Annotated in this window: 1 pseudogene; it reads left to right on the top strand. The window is 33.2% G+C overall.

Annotated elements, in window-relative coordinates:
* Positions 1-95 precede the first annotated feature (95 nt).
* A pseudogene (locus tag F927_RS01195) lies at positions 96-608 on the top strand (site-specific integrase); the annotation flags it as partial.
* Between the last annotated feature and the right edge of the window lie 93 nt (positions 609-701).

Raw genomic sequence — 701 nt, 5'->3', positions numbered from 1 at the left:
CAAAGTTAAGATGATGGTATGACAATTTTATATACTCCATAAACCCTTTAAATTAATTAGGTGGTTTATGTCGCACTTCAAGTTTTACTCTGCCACTTCTATACTCATCAATACTAGGATTAGTGTATGTAACTGGACTGAGACCTGTACAATTAGCTAAATTATCGGTAGAAAACCTTAAAATAGATACGACTCGTGAAATAGATAATTTCCAGCGCTATAGCATACTAATCCCTTATGCAAAGCAAGCAAGATATGTACATGAAAAAATATCTGTAAAATTACCAGAAGAAATTGCTGAAATTATTTTCGCCTATATTAAAAGATTTAAGTTAAATCCAAATGATAAGCTATTTGATCTAGGCGAAAATTCTGCTCGTTTCTGTTCAAAAGCTATTAATACACAGTTATTTGATTTTGCTCCTGAAAAATACAGAGATGCTATTCATGCAGGTGAAATGATAAGACAAAAGTACTCTTATTCTGATTTTAGGCATCATGTTGGATATAGCCTAGCAATGGCAGGATCTTCAGCTGAAGAAATAGCATATATATTAGGCCATTCTTCTGTTGTAACCGCAAGGCATTATATTTTTTCTACCCCAGAATGGCTTTGTTGCACAAACCTATCTGTAAAAGCTTTTTCAGCGATATAATTTTCAAATGAAGAAGCCTACACACAAAATCTACCGCACAACCAA

Origin of the sequence: Acinetobacter haemolyticus CIP 64.3 = MTCC 9819 (assembly GCF_000369065.1) — a bacterium.
Classification (GTDB): Bacteria; Pseudomonadota; Gammaproteobacteria; order Pseudomonadales; family Moraxellaceae; genus Acinetobacter; species Acinetobacter haemolyticus.
The sequence above is the reverse complement of the archived record's forward strand: the minus strand, read 5'-3'. Positions and strand labels throughout refer to the sequence as shown.